This window comes from Pseudoalteromonas sp. BSi20429, from assembly GCF_000238895.1.
GTDB lineage: Bacteria > Pseudomonadota > Gammaproteobacteria > Enterobacterales > Alteromonadaceae > Pseudoalteromonas > Pseudoalteromonas arctica.
The window spans coordinates 67,031-84,787 of record NZ_BADV01000035.1 but is presented as its reverse complement, the minus strand read 5'-3'; the positions used below and the strand labels follow the sequence as shown (position 1 = coordinate 84,787).

Here is a 17,757-nt window from a genome sequence, read left to right as displayed (position 1 = left end):
TATGTACCGGTAATATTTGTCAGCGTTGCCATACAAAAACGCACGTTAGAAATCCTTATAGCGTACAAAAAGCAGCAGCTTGGCTAATTACCTCTGTTGTTTGTTATATTCCAGCTAATGTTTTGCCTATTATGCATACCACTAGTCTTGGGGATGAATCCCCTTCAACTTTAATTGGTGGCGTAATTACACTTTGGAAAAGTGGCTCCTACCCTATTGCCGCTATTATATTTTTAGCCAGCGTTGTGGTGCCACTTGCTAAAGCTTTTGTATTGAGCTTTTTATGCTTTATGGTAACGAGACCTGCCAATAGACATACAAAAAGTTACACCCGAATTTATCAACTGACTGAGTTTATTGGAAAATGGTCGATGATAGATGTATTCGTGGTTGCTATTTTAGTTGCCTTAGTTCAACTGGGTAATTTAATGTCAGTAACACCAGGATTAGGCATTGTATTTTTTACAGTTATGGTAATATGCCAAATGATGGCTGCCCATGCCTTTGACCCACGCTTGTTGTGGGATTCCCCTAAAAACAAAAAATCAGAGAACAAAGCATGACCGAAACTGCCGAAATAACAAAAGAACCGAAAATTTCCGCTATCTGGATCATTCCGGCAATTGCGCTGTTAGTGGGCATGTGGATGTTATACCAATACCAAGCTAATAAAGGCCCTACAATTTTTATCGAAATGCCACAAGCTGAGGGCATTATTGCAGGTAAAACTGAAATAAAAGTGCGCAGTGTAAAAATAGGTCAAATTGATCATGTTCGACTATCAGACACCCAAGACAGCGTTATTGCCCGTGCGCAAATAGACAAAAACTACAATAACCTATTAACTGACGATGCCAAAATTTGGGTCGTAAAGCCACGCATTGATGAAACGGGTATTAGCGGAATGAGTACGCTATTGTCTGGTGTATATTTAGAGTTTTCACCCGGTGAAAGTAAAGAGCTAAAAGAGCGTTTTAAATTACAAGACGAACCCGCCCTCATTGGTAAAGATGTGAAAGGTGGCCGTTTCAAATTAATGAGTTACAACGCTGAAGTGCTTGATGTGAGTACCGGTATATTTTTCAAAAATTATAAAATAGGGCAAATAGAAACCGCCACTTTTGATTGGGAAAACCAAGCAATGAAGTACGGCGTATTTATTAAAGAACCTTATCAAAATCTCATCACCATGAACTCTATTTTTTGGGTGAACGCAGGGATTGAAATTGACCTATCTGCCGATGGCATCAATATTAATACGGGCTCTTTAAGTAAACTTTTAAAAGGCGGTATTTCGGTTGGCTTACCTGAACAACAGGCCCCGGGTGAAATAGCACAAGATGGGCATAGCTTTTCATTAAGTCAAAGCTATAAAGAAGCGCTAGAAGAGCGCTTTTACGATTTTGATTACTACCTCATTGAATTTGAACAATCAGTTCGAGGACTACGCACAGGTGCTCCTGTCGAATATAGAGGTATGCGTGTAGGTACTGTTGTTGAAACCCCTGCCAATGTAATTATTGACGGTAAACCTGCCCACTTTAGAAACCATAATACGGCGGTTCCAGTACTTATAAAAGTAGAATACGGACGCTTGTATCACGACAGTGCCTCAGCTAAAGAGTATTGGCAAGGTAGTTTAAAAGGCTGGATTGAAAGTGGTATGCGCGCCTCGTTAAAACCTGGTAATTTATTAACGGGTGCAGTGTACGTTGATTTTGATATATACCCAGATGCACCGCAAGCGCACCTAGGTAAACTTGTGCAGTATGATGTTTTTCCGAGTATTTCTAGCGGCATAACCGTATTAGCCGACCAAGTCTCTGACGTACTTAATAAAGTAAATAACTTAAAAGTTGAAGATAGCTTAGAACAAATGCAAGCCACATTTACCGATTACCGAGCGCTTGCTAATGAAATGCGAGAGCTGCTAAGCCAAAAAGATACACAAAACTTACCAGGCGACTTTAATCGTAACTTCGAAAAGATGACAAAAAGTATGGAGCAGTTTGAAGTAACTATGCGCCAATTTGATAAAACCATGGCCAGTTACCAAGCAGGTTCTGAACTTCATCATCAAATACAGCAAACATTAAAAGAGTTTAAACGTTTAAGCGAGGGCCTACAGCCTCTAACTCGCGGATTAAACGAGCAACCTAATATGCTAATTTTTGATAAATCATTACCAGCAGATCCAAAACCAAGGAAGCAATAATGAAATCGTTATTTTTAACTGCAAGTTTATTATTACTATTGGCAGGTTGTAGTTCATCAATACAAACTGCGACACAGTATTACCAGTTTGAGCAGCCTATTGGTGCCTCGTCTCGAAATGTGACAGACACAGACGCACAATTAAGAATACAAACAGTTGTACTTAGAGGTGCTTTAAATAATTTAGGTATTGCTATGAAAATAGATAGCAACCAAATTCATGCCGCAAATTACAACCTGTGGGGCGAATCGCCGGATGTAATGCTCACTGCAACAGCCCAGCAAACTCTTTTTAATGCTATGCCAAATTGGATGGTAATAAAGGGCTTACCGGTCATTACCGAACTCGATCAACAAACGTTTTATGAGCTTGAATACGAAATTCACCACTTTAATGGCGACATGGAAGGTAACGCTGATATTTCAGGGCTTTGGCGTTTATATTACACACACCCTGAAACAGGCCGACGTCTTATAAGTATTCATAATTTTTCAAACCTAGTACCTATAGATGATGATGGATACGACGGTTTAGTTTCAACGCTTGAAGCAACATGGCTAAATATAAACCTAAATGTTGCAAAACAAATAGAACAAGCAAGACTTTAATCATTAAGTGAAAATATAATTACGGCGGTTTTATCATTATTGATAACCGCCTTGCCCTTTATTTTAAAGCCCAATTTTAACAACACATTCTGCGATGCCCTATTATCTGGTGATGTTATTGCACACAGTTTTGTAATTCCAAATTCATGCTTATGTTGCAAAAGTGCGCTGGCCGCTTCAAAAACATAACCCTTTTTTTCAAAACCGCTTACAAGTGCAAAACCTAAATCAGGTTGCAGTAACGCGGCGCGTTTATAAAACCCAACAACGCCAACCACTACAGCATTATGCAAAGTAATAATGTAAGGCCCAAAGCCTTGGCGTACATGAGAAGCAATAAATGACTGATTGATGTACGACTTGGCATCATCAAGGGTATAGATTGCTTTATCACCAATATGCTCTATGAAACTCGCCTGATTAACTAGCTTAAGTAAAATAGCTGCATCAAGCTCATTTGCATGGCGCAACAACAGTCGATTTGTTTTAAATACAGCGTTCAATGTAAGCTCCTCTAAAAAACTTTGTTTTGCATGTAACTTTTTGTTGACTGAAATTAAAAAGCGGATTATTTTTGCGCCGATGTTTTTACAGGCACAACAATAGCGGTTTGCACTCCTGCACCGTCTGGCGCCAAAGCCAACGCGTTTCACTTAAACAGCTATTAAACATAACTGTTTATGTGTCCCTCCCACGCGTACAAAAGCAGTGACTTGGAAAATGATTTAACAACAAACTTATCATCTTCTTTGTTTTTGTATAAGCGGCTTGAAAATTAATTTAATTTTTATGCGTGCTTTTAATTTTGTGAATACTTAAATGCTTGAACCTTCTGCGTTGAGTTTACTACCACCGTTAGTGGTGGTTGTATTGGCTGTTGTATTACGCCGCCCTATTTTATCTTTACTTATTGGTGCTTTAGTTGGTTTAGTTATAGCCGATCCTGCACAGGTACTTACTAACTTTGCGAGTACATCGCTAAAAGTAATGACAGACGAAACCATCGGCTGGCTAATACTTGTATGTGGTGGTTTTGGCGCACTTATCGCACTATTAGTGCGTACAGGTGGCGCATCAGCTTTTGGCAAGTTAGCTCTTAAATACACTAAAGGTAAGCGTTCATCTTTGTTTATGACCTTTTGTTTAGGTGTGGTTATTTTTATTGATGACTACTTAAATGCGCTTACTGTGGGTGAAACCATGAAACGCATTACCGATAAATTTAAAGTTAGCCGCGAAATGCTTGCTTACGTTGTTGACTCAACTGCTGCACCAATTTGTGTGCTTGTCCCTTTATCTACCTGGGCGGTATTTTTTAGTGGCTTATTGGTAGATAACGGTATTGCTGAAGAAGGCAAAGGTATTGCTGTTTATATTCAAGCTATTCCGTACATGTTTTACGCGTGGTTTGCGGTGCTTGTTGTTTTACTTGTTGTGTTGGGTGTTATTCCTGCGATTGGTCCAATGAAAAAAGCAGAACAAATGGCGCAAATTGAGCAAGCTCAAGTCGATCCAGCTCAATACAATAACGTTCAAACGGCAGATGAATACGCAGTAAAAGCAGCTGAAGAAAACTTTGAAGACGCTGATCCTAAAGGTAAATTACGTAACTTTTTAGTGCCGATTATTTTACTGGTTGCATTTACTGTTTACTTTGAAATAGACGTATACAAAGGCTTACTAGCAACAATGGCGGTCACTCTCCCGTTTTATGCGCTACAAAAATTAATGAGCGTAAGTGAAATGATTGAGCGCATGCTTGATGGCTTTAAAAGTATGATCCCCGCTATTGGTACTGTTATAGCGGCGTTTATATTCAAAGACGTATGCGACTTAATTGGTTTGCCTCAGTTTGTTATAGGTAGCTTAAGCCCTTATATGACCGCTGCATATTTACCAGCCGTGGTATTTATTTCAATGGCTATTTTAGCGTTTGCAACAGGGTCTAGCTGGGGTATTTTTGCTGTATCAATTCCGATTGTTATGCCACTGGCAAATGCGGTTGATGCAAACATACCACTGGTCATTGGTGCGCTATTATCGGCTTCTTCTTTTGGTAGCCAAGCGTGTTTTTACTCAGATTCAACCGTACTCGCAGCGCAAGGCTCTGGTTGTAATTTAATGAGCCATGCCGTTACACAATTGCCTTACACGCTAATTGCTGCGGCATTAGCTGTTATAGGCTTTTTAATAATGGCTTAATTAGCTTAATAAATAATAAACCCCAATGTAGCAATACATTGGGGTTTATTTTTAGCTGTATAAATAAAGCTTATTTTTGTAGTTTAATACCATTGTAATAGGCATCAAGCGTTGTGATTTTAGTTTGATTTGGTAAATCGGCAAAGTCACTTTCTATAAACTTAGTACCACGTAATTGCACATTTAAACGTGCCGCATTAGGATTAAGCATTGTTTGCTTGTAGTAGTCTTTTATATCTGCAAGCGTTACTTTTTCAACTTCATCAATCAGCTTTTGCTTAGAATCAAAGGTAAAATTTTCACGGTACCAATCGTTTATAAGTGGGCTCATTTCGTCACTTAAGTTTTTAGGCTGCTCTTTAAGCGATACTAGGGTTGAATTTTTAAGCTGCTCAAAAGTCTCTTCGCTCATGTTATCAAGTTCAACTGCGTATTCTTTTTTAAACTTATCAAAACGAGCTTGTATTTCTTTAGGACCTTTAACCGGTGTTTGAATATACAAACCAATTGCTGAGTAATCCTCGATTGGGCGAGCTAATGCACCTACTGCGTATGCAAGCTGCTCCTCAGTACGCATTTTATCAAACGCAACTGTTCTAAAGTGGCTTTGTAATACAGCCGCTTCTGCTTTTTGTTTGTAACCCGCAACAGGGTGAACGGTCATATCAACCACCGCTACATCGGCTACATCTATATCTTTTTGCAGTACCAGCGTTTCGCCCGGTTGAGGCAACCACGCTTTGCTGCGCGCAAATTCACTGCGTTTATGGTTGCTTGGTAGCGTTGCACTTAATTCGTCTGCAATCGCGTCTATATCTTGCTGATTGTAGTTACCGTAACTAAATACGCGTAAATCGTTTTGTGCAAACGTAGCTGTTTTTAATTGTGCTAAGTCGGCAACATTCACTGAGTCAGCGGCTTTAATAAGCGCGTCTGTATCAAAACCACCTGTACGCGTTAGTTTTGAATACTCGCCAAATGCTTGTGCATACGGAAACTGTTTTTGTTGGTTTAGTAAATTACGTTTAAAGCGATCAACTGCTTGGCTAAATGCTTGTGCTGTTTCATCGGCTTTTAATCCGGTTAAAGCTTGTTTAAGCAATACATCTTGTTTATCTGTGAAACCACTCATAGATAAAACAAGACCATTACTCGGCGCAAGGCTTACACTCATACCAGCGATTGCTGCTTCGGTACTTAACTGACTTTGTTGAATATTGTATAAATCAGCCCAAACAGAATAAAGTACTTCTGCTTTAATATCGTTCAAACCTGGTTGAGTATTTATATAAACTTCAACAAGCCCTTTTGGCTGCTCTGCAAATTTTTGACTTGCTTGGCGCCATACTTTTACACCATTTTTATCGTAAGCAAGTTCTGGGTGTTTCTGCTCTTTAAATGCTTGAGTTTTTATTGCAAAATTTTCAGGCAATAAATTGTTTACAGTTGGTAGTGCTAACTTAAATTCGCTTGGTTTTTTCCAGCTGGCAATTTCATCATCGCCAATATCACTAATGCGGTATTTGCCGTCGTAAAAGTGTAGTTGCGAGTCAGTCTCTTCTTGCTGCGATACATACCAAATACGAAGAGTATCGGCATTTAACTGCTCAAGTACTTTATTTACCGCATTAGCATCAAATTTTGCATAATAGTAAGGTGCATTAATAGCGTGATTTAACGGATAGTCTTGCATGCTTTGTGTAAGTGAGCTTACATAATTAAACTCATCACCTTTTTCTAAAAACTTAAACTGGTTATTTAGTGATGTACGAATTTCGTTGAAGTACTTGCTATCAACGCCCTCTTTTTTAATTAAATCGATGTACTGCATAATAGTCGCAACTATTTCGTCACGATTTTTCATGCCTTTATCTGTAAGCTCTGCGTTTACGTTTAATGACCCGTAGTTACCATATTGATTTGGTGCAGCTGAAGCTGACAACTGAGATACCCACCCTTTGTCACGAAGCAATTGCGCTGGGCTGCCCGGCATTTCATTACTTAGTAAATACGCTACAAATCGGTTTGGTTTAAGGGCAAATTCGCTATTATTATTAGCAATGGTGAAATCAAGTTGTAGCTGTTTTACATCTTCATTTGGTGCATAAAACACGCGTTTACCGCCAGCGTTATCAAAATCAAGCTTTGCAGTTACTGTTGGTTTTTCTATGTTTTTATTTTTTATATCAGCAAAGTATTTTTGTGCTTTTTGCTCCATTTCAGCAATAGGTAAATTAGAAATAAGCGCTACTTTCATGACATTTGAAGAATAATATTTATTATAAAAATCAACCGTTTCTTTGTGAAGAGAACTATTTTCTTTGTCACCAAGTGTTTCTAGGTTACCAATTAAAAAGCGATTAGCTGGGTGATCGCCCATCATTTTACGCGCTAGTTTAAATTGACCAAAAAAGTCCATTTCGCGACGCATTGACCACTCTGCGTTTACTGCATTTTTTTCTTTGTCTGTGTATTCAGGGTATAACTTAGGTGCCTTAAAAAAGTCGGCAAAACGGTCTAGCCCTTCATCAAACGCGTCGTTATTAATTTTAAACATGTAATTAGTAATATCGAGCCAAGTATACGCATTGTGCGCGCCACCATTTTTGGTCATAAAATCAGAATACCCTTTTGTATCTGGGTAACGATCAGTGCCTAAAAACAGCATGTGTTCTAAATAATGCGCCATACCCTGTTGCGACATCGGGTCGTGTAGTAAACCTACACCTACACTTAGTGCCGCTGCTGACTTTTCAGCACCCGGATCAGACACTAAAATAACTTCAATGTCGTTTGCTAATTTAAGTGTTTTATATTCGCGGTTATCGTTAGGACTTACAACTAACGTGTCTGATAATAAAGAGGCCGGAGGCGCCACAGAAACCGAAGCTGTATTTGAACAACCACTTAAGACTGCAAGTGCGATAGCACTAAAACCAATAATCTTTTTCATTTTTGTTTTCCATTAAAAAGTATTGCGCAAAATAGCGTGCGCCAATTCAAAGCAATATAGTTAAGCTAAACTAACATTTTCAATTAATAACTTTCTACAAAATAACGCTATTTTGTGTAACACATTGTGAAAAATGTCTTCATAATCGGATATTAGTTGGGAGTCTGCCAACCTTGCGAGATTAAAAATCATTCAATATCAAAAGATACGCAAATTCTAAATAATAATAAGGAAAAACAATGGAAAAAATCATCATACTTGCCATGTTTGCACAAGTTACGCTTTCACTGGTTGTCATGCTCATTATGGGTAAAAGGCGCTTTGCAGCAGCTAAAAACAAACAATTAGATTTAAGCGATTTTAAAACAATGCAATTAGATAAGGCTGGCGACACTATTAGGGTTGCAGATAGAAACTTTTCAAATCAGTTTGAAATACCTGTGCTTTTTTACGCGGGGTGTTTACTTGCACTACAGCTAAATAGTGCCAGTACACTTGTGGCCATACTGGCCTGTTTATTTGTAGCGACACGTATTATGCATAGTGTTATTCATTTAGGTGAAAATAACGTACGCGCACGTTTTAAAGTGTTTTTACTAGGTTGTGCTTGTGTGTTTTCAATTTGGCTTGCGATGGTTTGGCGAGTATTACTTTAAACAGCAAAGTTTAATAATAATGTGGGCGGCTGGTTTACGCCATCCACATTACCGTTAATTTTAATTATTTAGCACGTTTTAAACGAGGAACCGCAAGTAAAAAAGCACCTAAAAGCCAAATTAATCCGCCGCCAGAACTGCTACCTGAATCTGTTGATGTGTCAGAATCAATTAGCGTATTTTCAGTAACAGTAAGACCTGCGGCTGAATTAGGATCATCATCCATTACCGCCACGTTTTGAATAGTCACTAAATTAGCATTGCTAATTGTTACATCAGTGCTTGCACATTGTTCAGCAGTAATACCAACAACGGGTGTTTCACCACAGTGTACTAATGCTGCAATTTTATCTAACGTTGATTGGCTTGCTGCAGTAATTTGTCCAAACACAGTAAAGCCACCGTTTTGCGTATCAAGTGCTGCACTATTGTCTGTAATATTAAAAAACCACTGGCTTGTTGCGCTATTAGCATCACCCGATAGTTTAGCCATCGCAATGGTGCCCTTAACATTAGAAAAAACAGGCTCATTTTCTACAGCAGGCTTTGTGGTAATCGCATCTAGCGAGTCAGAAAATGTAAATCCCCCCCCTTGAATAACAAAGTTACTAACAGAGCGGTGAATTACTGTTTCGTTATATGAATCGTCTTGAACGTAACTTAAAAAATTTGCGACTGTTTTAGGTGTTTGTTGATCAAACAAGTTAATTTCTATGACACCTTGGCTCGTGTTCATTTCGACAATAGTGGCAGCACTTGTAAAGCTTGCTGCGGCGAGTACTGAGCCAAGTAAAAGTTTTTTCATGTTGTATTCCTGTTGTTATATTTTTAGATAATTGTTAATGCGTTAACACATTAATGCCATAGGCGATTAAAATCGATTCTAAAGTGCGAGTTGATACAAATTAGACCGTGTTGATAACAAATTAATTACATATACCATTACTTATATTCTTTTTAGCTATATAAATCTAATTATTTAAAATTAAATCATCTTAAGAGTATGGCTACTTTTTGTTACCTTTAAAAAACACAAAACAACAGGATCTTATAATGCCACACACTAAACATGCAATTTGCGACTTTGGTTTACACAAAGGCGAACCCTATATAAAACTGCCAGCAAGCTTTTTAACCTGGATGATAGGTACTAATCACCACAAGCGAGAGTATGCGAATACGGAGTTGAAGCGTCGTGAACGTGCTGCCACAAACCAATTAACAGCCCCTTCCAAATAAAATGTAAATAAGTACGTTTTTTTAGCATGGAACTAGTTTAAACTAGCTGCCTGATAAATTAAGTAGACCTTAATCCATAGGTATTTTATGCGTATAATTATTTTATTTTCGGTTATTTTTAGTGTACTTGGATGCACATCTCCTGCTCCTGAATCCGTGTTTAGCGCTACCCCGACTAAATATTTAACTGTTCTTCATACTAATGATAACCACGGGCGTTTTTGGCAAAACGAAAAAGGCGAATACGGTATGGCCGCTCGCAAAACGTTAATTGACTCTTTACGCAATAAAGCTCAAAAGCAAGGTCATGCAGTATTACTACTCTCTGGTGGTGATATAAATACAGGTATTCCTGAGTCAGACTTACAAAAAGCAGAGCCTGACTTTAAAGGAATGTCGCTGATTGGTTACGATGCAATGGCATTGGGTAATCACGAATTCGACAACCCTATTGATGTATTGAAGCAACAGCAAAAATGGGTGAACTTTCCTTTTCTATCAGCCAATATATTTGAAAAAGAATCAGGCGAACATGCGTTTGATAGCTATAAAATATTCAAAAAAAATGGCTTAACTATTGCTGTTATTGGTTTAACAACAACCGACACAGCTAAAATTGGTAATCCTCAGTATATTGGGCACTTAGAGTTTAAAGACCCTGTTGACGTTACAGCAAAACTAGCTAAAGAAATAAAAGCTAAGTATAACCCTGACATTACAATCGCCCTGACTCATATGGGTCATTATGTTGATGCTAGCTTTGGTATTAACGCGCCCGGTGATGTAACACTTGCTCGCTCACTTCCTGCAAACACGCTAGATATGATCATTGGTGGCCACTCTCAAGAACCTGTATGTATGAGCGATACAAATGTAAATGACGATAGCTTTAAACCAGGTCTTGCCTGTAAACCAGACCAACAAAACGGTACTTACATTATGCAAGCCCATGAATGGGGTAAATATGTTGGTAAAGCTGAGTTTAAGCTTGAAAACGGAAAATTAACGTTACTAGACTACAAACTGATGCCAGTTAATTTGTATGTAGATAAAGTACAAGCTGATGGCTCAACTAAAGAAGTGTTAGCAAACGAGTACATTAAACCAGACTCAAAACTTGAATCTTATTTAGCGGTATATCAAGCAAAAGGCGCTAAACAAATTGAAGGTACTATAGGTGAAGTAGATGCTCGCTTAGAAGGTGACAGAAACAAAGTTCGCTACCAACAAACAAATCTTGCACGCGTAATTATTCAAGCTCAAATGGATGTAGTAAATGCAGACTTTGGACTAATAAGTGGTGGTGGTATTCGCAGCTCAATAGAGGCTGGTGAAGTGAGCTATAAAGATATTTTAAAAGTACATCCTTTTAAAAATCGTATTACTTACATGGATTGGCAAGGCAGTGATTTATGGGACTATTTAAATACAGTAACCAGCTTCCCACCGGATGCTGGCGCTTATTTGCAATACCATAAACTATCGTTTGAGCGTAAAAATAATCAGTTAGTTAATGTTGTTATTAACGGGCAACCTTTGAACAAAAATAAAACGTATAGAATGAGCTTAAATAGCTATAACGCATCAGGCGGTGATGGCTATCCTGCGCTTACAAATAAAAAAGGCTTTGTTAGTACAGACGAAACAGATGCCCAAGCACTTCAAGATTTTATATCAAAAAACAGCCCTCTTAAAACGGCTGAATTTACTCCTAAATAGCCTCTAATAATAGGAAAGTAACCTTGTTACTTTCCTATTATTTCAATACTGCCCTTTTTAATATTTGCCAGCCCATAACTATGCAGACGAGAGCGAGAACCCTCCCCGTATGCTTTAGGTGGATAATATAACTCTTTTTCTTCGGGATACTCGCTGAGTACTTCATCTAATGCAGCACGTACTTCGCTCAGGGTTTTTTCTAGGCTATTATTAAAGTTAGGCCTTTTTCTAACTGTATGGCCGAGTTCGACCAACCTATAAAAATACTTGTTAGCAAGCTCTAGCAGCTCCTCTGGCACATCTTTATTATGACTAAGCGCTACATCATCGTTATTTGTACAATACTCTACAAGTGCTAAATAAAAGCACAATGGCTTATTAGCTAAACACATTTTTTGTTCTGTATTACAACTACTTGATAATGTTTTATCGTTAAGGTCAACAATAAGTATCAGCGGCGTAGGCTCTGCAATTGATTGATGCTGTGCATTATTAAACCGCTTATTGCTTTGTTTAATAAACGCAAACTTTACCCAAAAACTAACCAACACACTTAATACTAAAAATATAAAATAGTAAATAAAATGGCTCAATGTAAAGTGGGTTTGTTGGACGTTAAATACAACTAATACGAGCCCATTATTAGTGCTCAAACTACGTATTATTTGGTGTGGGTTTACAGGTGTTACCATTTCGCTTTTTGGTGCAATAGCAACAACTTTGAGCTCGTTCGAATTAATGTAGCTGTTTAAAGTTTTAATGTAGCTGTTAACTGCATCTTTATTACCTGAATGCTTTAGCAGCTCATTTGATAAATCGAGTAATGGTAAGTCGAGTGCTATTTGTCTTTCTATCTGCGTAATTTTTTGTTTAGCTACTTGCTGGCTTTTTTGAGTTACAGAAATATAATAGACAGACGATAAAATAAAAAACAAACTTATAATAACAAGTAATTGCTTATACTTACTCATCACCAGCCTCCTCTTTTAAGCTTACTAAGCTGGCGCCACAGCGCCAAAATGGCTGGACGTTTTGATAATAATGCAAACTTTGATCTTTAGACATATCAAGCAAATTTTCCTGCACTGCGCATAATAAATCAGTGTTGTTTTGCTGCATTTTTAAATACCATCTTGTTCCAGAAATATTATTACTCAATGGCGTTATATAGTTTTTTGAAAAACGTTTTTCGTCGCTCTCTTTCCAAAACGAAGCAATAATATCTACTTTTCCATTAGCGAGTAAATCACGTAATTCGTTATGAGAGCTAGCATAAGTGATTTTCAAATTGGCTAAATTAATATCCAACTCTTTAAACGTTTGCTTTGGTAAAATATGCCCTGATCGGCTGGTCGGATAATCAAGCAAACCTATGCGCTTGTCTAAAAAGTATTGTTTAGTAACTCTAGGTTTTTCTTTAGAAGATATAAAAAAAGCCGTGTAGTCAGAAAAACCAACAACGGGCTGGTAGTTATAGGTCGACTCTGCTTTAAAGGCTGCCATAATATTGTTTTTAGCCAAAATCAAGTCAGCAATTCCTTTACCCACAAACTCAAAGCTGTCTGCCGTTCTATACCCCCAATACCCTTTTACAGAGCCATATTGCTTAGCCACCACGTTATCAGAGCATAACTTTTGTGTTAATAACTTAGCTATTTTTTTTGATTGCGTAAAAACAATTAATTGGCCTTTGTTACTTGTTGCAGTTGTTTGACACTCTGTTGAGGTTTCGATCATAACTGGAAAGTGTAATTCATCATTGTATACACTAACTTGACCGCAAACCCACGTAACGACCAACAATAGAAACAAAAATGTAACAATTAACATTTTGTGCAACACAATATTTTTAAAATTCAAAGCAATGCCACTCAAAAATAGACTATATAGTGCATTTGAACAATTTCGCTTACCTATTACAACAAGTAATTTTACCTGTTAAACATAACCTATTGATTTAAAAGTAATGTGAATAAGAAACTATGAATTTTAATGAGTCCTTCCTATCAACACCAAAAGTAAGGACAATTGACCGCATTAGCCTGTAGCAACGCCATGAAATATTCATTAAGGAAGTTCTAATGCATAGCAATATAAAGTACTCGATATCTTCTGCGCTTTTGATTAGTGCAATATTTACAAGCACTGACTCACATGCTTGGGGTCAAAATGGCCACCGCATTGTAGGTAAGATTGCAGAATCTCATATAAGCGAAACAACTAAAGCGGCAATACAACCCTACCTTGATGGTGAATCACTTGCACAAATATCAACGTGGCCTGATGAAATGCGCTCTGCCCCTGGCGAGTTTTGGCAAAAGCAATCATCTCGTTGGCATTATATTAATGCAGCACCAGGAAAATCTTTCAGCTTCAATCACGATCACACTAAAAACAAAGAATCTGTAAGTAATATCCTAGAAGGCATTCACTATTCAATGCAAACGCTCACTGATAAAAATAGCACCTTAGATGCTAAACAGTTCAGTTTACGTTTTTTAGTACATTTGGTGGGCGACAGTCACCAACCATTTCATGCTGGTCGAAGTGAAGATAGAGGTGGTAACCGTATTAAGGTTTCATTTTTTAACGAAGAAACAAATCTTCACAGCCTTTGGGATACAAAGTTAGTTGAGAATGAGAATTTGTCGTTTACTGAGTACGCACAATTTATTGATACAAATAACAGCGAGTTAATTGCTGAGTATTTACAAAGCTCACCTATGACATGGGTTGAAGAATCTCATAATTTAGCCACAAAAATTTATAAATATACCAACAACGAAATTGGTTATAGCTACATATATAACAATACTCCAATTATAAAGACGCGCTTACAACAAGCGGGTATTCGATTAGCTGGATTACTAAATGCCTTATTTGACCCATCTGCAAAAGAGTTAGAAACGGCACTGAAAATGACGACTGACAAATAAACTGTATTAAATTTATATAACCTACACACGGGAAATCAACATTATGACTAAGCTTCGCCTTTCGAAATTAACTGGAGCGGTAATTTTAGCTCTAGGTGTTTCTACAAGCGCAATGGCTGCTGATACTTCATCTGCAATGCGTGGTAAAATTACAACGCCTTCAGGTGGCAGTGCTGCAAACGTTAAAATCAAAGTAATTCACCAACCAACGGGAACTATTAGCGAACTAACTACAAACGAAAGTGGTACGTTTATCGCTAATGGTTTACGTGTAGGTGGTCCTTACATGGTTATCATTGATTCTGATACGTTTAACGATACCACTGTTGAAAATATATACTTGAACCTTGGTGAAACTTACCGTTTAAGCTCGCAGCTTGCTCCGCTAAACATCGAAAAGATTGAAGTGTCTGGTTATAAGATTGTTCAACAATCAGGTGGCTCTAGCAGTACATTTGGCTCTGACACTATTGAAAATATGCCAAGCTTTAATCGTGACATTAAAGATATTGCGCGCTTAAACCCACTTGCCAGTATTAATGGTAATGGTGAGCTAACGTTTGCAGGTAGTAACCCTCGTACCAACGGTTTAACAGTTGACGGTATTGGTCAAAATGATGACTTTGGCTTGAACTTTGGTGGCTACCCTACTTCTCAGCCTCCTGTAGCACTTGACGCTATTGAACAAGTTTCTGTTGATGTATCTCCTTTCTCAGCTTCTAAAGGTAACTTTGGTGGCGGTACTATTAACGCAGTAACAAAGTCTGGTACGAATGAGTTTAAATTCTCTGGCTTTTATGAAATATCTACTCCTGAGATAGCTGGCGATGTTGATAATATTGTACAAGAAGACGATCTTGATGAGCTAGGTCATAAAACTTACTCTACAAATAAAGTAGAGCCGATTAAAACTGAAGAAAGATTTGGTTTTAATGTCGGTGGAGCGATTATTGAAGATGAACTGTTTTACTTTGTTAACTATGCAGAATGGTCAAGTGAATTAGATCTAGATTACGGCTTTGACGGTTCTGGTGCTTCAAATGAATTTAATACTTCTGAAGCTAACTATAATCGTTTCATTTCTATCTTAAATAATGAATACGGCTTAACTGATTCATTAGCCGGTGCGCCAGAAGATACAAACAAAAACTTGCTTGTTAAATTAAGCTGGAACGCAAGTGATGACCACCGTTTAGATTTCACTTATCAATGGCAAGACGACCAAGATGAGCGTAACTCTAGCACAGGCGGTGATAATATAGCCTTAGTTTCAAGCACTTATGCATACGTAACTAAGTTTAATAACTTTTCATCTAAGCTTTACTCTGATTGGACTGAAAACTTTTCAACAGAAATTGGTGTGTCGTATAAAGATGTTACCTCTGATAGCGCAACTCGCTCTAACTTAGGAAGCATTACTGTTGAGGAAGACGGTCGAAATGGTCCTTCTTACAACTTTGGTACAGATCAATACCGCCATGCAAACCGTTCAGAAACACAAAATCTAACTTTTACGTTAGACGCTACGTATTTAATGGATGAGCATGAAATAAACTTTGGAGCTCAGTACGAGTCACTTCGTTTATATAACTTGTTTGCTCAAAACTCTCTTGGAACGTGGAAGTTTGATAGCTTAGAAAATTTTGAAAACCGTGAGATTGGTTCTTATGATTTCTCTTATCAAAATGCTTACACTAATGATTCAGCTGATACAGCATATGATGTAAGACGTAACCAGCTAGCGCTTTACATAGAAGATACTTTTTATGTAGGTGACGATTTAGAAGTTACAGCAGGTATTCGTTATGAGCGCTTATCATCTGATGATAAACCAACTCTAAATGAGAATTTTGCTAATACGTATGGCTTTACTAACCAAGAAAATCTTGATGGTCTAGACATTATTCTTCCTCGTGTTGGCTTTAAGTACTACGTAACAGAAGCGCTTACTATTAATGGTGGTATTGGTCGTTTCCAAGGCGGTATTCCAAATGTTTGGTATAACAATTCATTCCAAAGTGATGGCATTACTTTAGTATCAGCACAAAACGATGTAATTAATGATTACTATGCAAATAACACAGCTGATATCACTCAGGTTCCTGATGAAATAAAAAATACATTAGAGCAAGGTGCTGGTAGCGTTGCGTATATCGACCCTGACTTTAAATTGCCTTCAAGCATTCGCACCCAAATAGGTTTTGAATATGAGTTTGATTCTGAACTATTAGGTGATGGCTTTAAATGGCAAGCAGAAATTGCTTACCATAAAAAAGAGAATGAAGCGGTATGGCATAATTCGTCTATTAATCCAGTAGGCTTAGCAGCGGACGGCGAACGTGTTATCAATCAAAGTATTTACAGTGGCGATAATGTTGACATAGAAATGACTAATTCATCGGATGATGGTCGTTCAATTATTATTTCAACGGGTATTGCTAAACAATGGGACAATGGCCTGTTTGTATCGGCAAGCTATGCTCACCAAGATGTTACCGAGTCATCAGCAGGTTCAGCTTCTCAGGCAGAAGGTAACTATAAGCACAATATTACAGTAAATCGTAATGAAGATATTGCAGCACGTGGCTTTTACGAAGTTGAGCACAGCTTTAAAATTAACTTAGCGTATAACACTGAATTTTTTGAAGGATATGCAACCAAGTTCAATGTTTATTTTGAACGTCGTTCAGGTCGCCCATTTAGTTACACAATGAATATGTATAAAGATGAAGACTTAGGTGATACTAGCTCTTTATTCACTAATGGTGCTTACTTACCTTATATCCCTACAGGTGCTGATGATCCGAATGTAAATTGGGCTGATTCTAAAATGACTTGGGCTGAGTTAGAACCGTTATTAGAGCGTGCTGGTATATCTCAACGTGGTGGGATCTTAGGTAAAAATACAGCAACGCAACCTTGGGTTACTACAATGGACGTTAGCATTAAGCAAGAAATACCTGGCTTTGCTGAAGGTCACACTGGTGAGGTTTATCTAATGATTGATAATTTCGCAAACCTTCTAAACAGCGATTGGGGTGTAGAAAAACGCTTAGGTTACTCTAACCAAACTATTTATGACTTTGGTGGTCTTGATGATCAAGGTAGATATAAAATAGACAACAGTTTTGGCGGTGCGGATGTGCGTAATTACTCGCAAATCAGTTCATCGTCATCAGCTTGGCAGGCTAAAGTTGGTATTAGCTACAAGTTTTAAGTCTTAATAGGT

Annotated in this window: 14 protein-coding genes; 9 read left to right on the top strand and 5 right to left on the bottom strand. The window is 37.8% G+C overall.

Annotated elements, in window-relative coordinates; translation table 11 throughout:
• The 3 genes from P20429_RS19380 to P20429_RS11965 all read left to right on the top strand — a co-directional run.
• On the top strand, window positions 1-563 hold a 563-nt coding region (locus P20429_RS19380), incomplete at its 5' end, for a paraquat-inducible protein A (RefSeq protein ID WP_033026623.1).
• Window positions 560-2,215: an intermembrane transport protein PqiB gene (pqiB, locus tag P20429_RS11960; protein WP_007582433.1), complete on the top strand. Its 1,656-nt coding sequence runs from the start codon at window positions 560-562 to the stop codon at window positions 2,213-2,215. The genes P20429_RS19380 and pqiB, both read left to right, overlap by 4 nt.
• A complete protein-coding gene (locus tag P20429_RS11965) occupies window positions 2,215-2,823 on the top strand; it encodes a PqiC family protein (protein WP_007582431.1) in 609 nt (202 codons plus the stop codon). Before pqiB ends, P20429_RS11965 begins: the two co-directional genes overlap by 1 nt.
• On the opposite strand, the gene P20429_RS11970 is transcribed toward P20429_RS11965, so the two are convergent.
• A complete protein-coding gene (locus P20429_RS11970) occupies window positions 2,820-3,326 on the bottom strand; it encodes a GNAT family N-acetyltransferase (protein ID WP_007582430.1) in 507 nt (168 codons plus the stop codon). The two genes, P20429_RS11965 and P20429_RS11970, sit on opposite strands and share 4 nt — an antisense overlap.
• A gap of 316 nt (window positions 3,327-3,642) precedes the next feature.
• Between P20429_RS11970 and P20429_RS11975 the strand changes: the two genes are divergently transcribed.
• A complete protein-coding gene (locus tag P20429_RS11975; protein ID WP_007582429.1) occupies window positions 3,643-5,025 on the top strand; it encodes a Na+/H+ antiporter NhaC family protein in 1,383 nt (460 codons plus the stop codon).
• A gap of 70 nt (window positions 5,026-5,095) precedes the next feature.
• Here the strand turns inward: P20429_RS11975 and P20429_RS11980 are convergent, their stop codons facing one another.
• The gene (locus P20429_RS11980) at window positions 5,096-7,978 is read right to left on the bottom strand and encodes an insulinase family protein (protein WP_007582428.1); all 2,883 of its coding nucleotides are present in this window, start codon (window positions 7,976-7,978) and stop codon (window positions 5,096-5,098) included.
• 239 nt (window positions 7,979-8,217) lie between these two features.
• On the opposite strand from P20429_RS11980, the gene P20429_RS11985 reads away from it, so the two are divergent.
• Window positions 8,218-8,634, top strand: coding sequence for an MAPEG family protein (locus P20429_RS11985; protein ID WP_007582427.1), 417 nt, complete (start codon window positions 8,218-8,220; stop codon window positions 8,632-8,634).
• A gap of 64 nt (window positions 8,635-8,698) precedes the next feature.
• On the opposite strand, the gene P20429_RS11990 is transcribed toward P20429_RS11985, so the two are convergent.
• The gene (locus P20429_RS11990) at window positions 8,699-9,439 is read right to left on the bottom strand and encodes a peptidylprolyl isomerase (protein WP_007582426.1); all 741 of its coding nucleotides are present in this window, start codon (window positions 9,437-9,439) and stop codon (window positions 8,699-8,701) included.
• A gap of 248 nt (window positions 9,440-9,687) precedes the next feature.
• Between P20429_RS11990 and P20429_RS11995 the strand changes: the two genes are divergently transcribed.
• Window positions 9,688-9,873, top strand: coding sequence for a hypothetical protein (locus tag P20429_RS11995; RefSeq protein WP_007582425.1), 186 nt, complete (start codon window positions 9,688-9,690; stop codon window positions 9,871-9,873).
• Window positions 9,874-9,960: 87 nt separating this feature from the next.
• Window positions 9,961-11,592 (top strand): bifunctional UDP-sugar hydrolase/5'-nucleotidase UshA, encoded by a 1,632-nt coding sequence (ushA, locus tag P20429_RS12000; protein WP_007582424.1) that lies wholly within the window; start codon window positions 9,961-9,963, stop codon window positions 11,590-11,592.
• 26 nt (window positions 11,593-11,618) lie between these two features.
• On the opposite strand, the gene P20429_RS12005 is transcribed toward ushA, so the two are convergent.
• Window positions 11,619-12,563 carry a hypothetical protein gene (locus P20429_RS12005; protein WP_007582422.1) on the bottom strand — a complete coding sequence of 315 codons (945 nt, stop codon included), beginning with the start codon at window positions 12,561-12,563 and terminating at the stop codon, window positions 11,619-11,621.
• A complete protein-coding gene (locus P20429_RS12010) occupies window positions 12,556-13,422 on the bottom strand; it encodes a hypothetical protein (RefSeq protein WP_081473431.1) in 867 nt (288 codons plus the stop codon). Before P20429_RS12010 ends, P20429_RS12005 begins: the two co-directional genes overlap by 8 nt.
• A gap of 251 nt (window positions 13,423-13,673) precedes the next feature.
• Here P20429_RS12010 and P20429_RS12015 point away from each other — a divergent pair, with 251 nt between their 5' ends.
• Both P20429_RS12015 and P20429_RS12020 read left to right on the top strand, forming a co-directional pair.
• Entirely contained in the window at window positions 13,674-14,528 is an 855-nt protein-coding gene (locus P20429_RS12015; protein ID WP_007582418.1) for a S1/P1 nuclease, read from the top strand.
• 43 nt (window positions 14,529-14,571) lie between these two features.
• Window positions 14,572-17,745 (top strand): TonB-dependent receptor, encoded by a 3,174-nt coding sequence (locus P20429_RS12020; protein WP_007582416.1) that lies wholly within the window; start codon window positions 14,572-14,574, stop codon window positions 17,743-17,745.
• Window positions 17,746-17,757: the final 12 nt, after the last annotated feature.

Coding starts and splice junctions, on each gene's coding strand:
- pqiB (WP_007582433.1), top strand. CDS start 560: ATGACCGAAACTGCCGAAATAACAAAAGAACCGAAAATTTCCGCTATC.
- P20429_RS11965 (WP_007582431.1), top strand. CDS start 2,215: ATGAAATCGTTATTTTTAACTGCAAGTTTATTATTACTATTGGCAGGT.
- P20429_RS11975 (WP_007582429.1), top strand. CDS start 3,643: ATGCTTGAACCTTCTGCGTTGAGTTTACTACCACCGTTAGTGGTGGTT.
- P20429_RS11980 (WP_007582428.1), bottom strand. CDS start 7,978: ATGAAAAAGATTATTGGTTTTAGTGCTATCGCACTTGCAGTCTTAAGT.
- P20429_RS11985 (WP_007582427.1), top strand. CDS start 8,218: ATGGAAAAAATCATCATACTTGCCATGTTTGCACAAGTTACGCTTTCA.
- P20429_RS11990 (WP_007582426.1), bottom strand. CDS start 9,439: ATGAAAAAACTTTTACTTGGCTCAGTACTCGCCGCAGCAAGCTTTACA.
- P20429_RS11995 (WP_007582425.1), top strand. CDS start 9,688: ATGCCACACACTAAACATGCAATTTGCGACTTTGGTTTACACAAAGGC.
- ushA (WP_007582424.1), top strand. CDS start 9,961: ATGCGTATAATTATTTTATTTTCGGTTATTTTTAGTGTACTTGGATGC.
- P20429_RS12005 (WP_007582422.1), bottom strand. CDS start 12,563: ATGAGTAAGTATAAGCAATTACTTGTTATTATAAGTTTGTTTTTTATT.
- P20429_RS12010 (WP_081473431.1), bottom strand. CDS start 13,422: ATGTTAATTGTTACATTTTTGTTTCTATTGTTGGTCGTTACGTGGGTT.
- P20429_RS12015 (WP_007582418.1), top strand. CDS start 13,674: ATGCATAGCAATATAAAGTACTCGATATCTTCTGCGCTTTTGATTAGT.
- P20429_RS12020 (WP_007582416.1), top strand. CDS start 14,572: ATGACTAAGCTTCGCCTTTCGAAATTAACTGGAGCGGTAATTTTAGCT.